Here is a 477-nt window from a genome sequence, read left to right as displayed (position 1 = left end):
GGCATCAGAACGTAAAGCGCGTCAGCGCTGGAGGAATCGAGGATGATGGTCGGCGAGCCTGGATCGGCGAGCTTGAACACCGCATCATCGCCTGTCAGCTGACTGGTGATGTCGAGGAGATAGCGGGCATTGAAGCCGATTTCCAGCGGGTCGCCCTCAAAGGAGACCGCAAGTTCTTCCGTGGCGCTGCCGGAATCGGGATTGTTGACGGTAAGCGTCATCTGGCCGTCGGCCAGCGCCAGCTTGACGGCGCGGCCGCGCTCCGACGAAATCGTCGAGACGCGGTCGACGGCGCTGGCGAAGGTGCCGCAGTCGACGCGCATTTCCTTGTCGTTGCCCGAAGGGATGACACGCTGGTAATCCGGGAAAGTGCCGTCGATCAGCTTGGAGGTCAGCACGATCTCGCCGAAGGACAAGCGGATTTTGGCGTCCGAGACCTCGAAGCGGATATTGGCCTCCGGGTCCTCGATCAGTTTC

The 477-nt window shown here is 61.6% G+C and carries 1 protein-coding gene; it reads right to left on the bottom strand.

Annotated elements, in window-relative coordinates; all coding sequences use genetic code 11:
* Positions 1 to 477 (bottom strand): DNA polymerase III subunit beta (locus AC1D0P_RS28960; RefSeq protein WP_477679887.1); only part of this gene is annotated, 477 nt, incomplete at both ends.

The organism is Polaromonas sp. P1_G2, from assembly GCF_056405515.1.
Note: the sequence above shows the minus strand (reverse complement) of the source record. Positions and strands in the feature narration are given on the sequence as shown.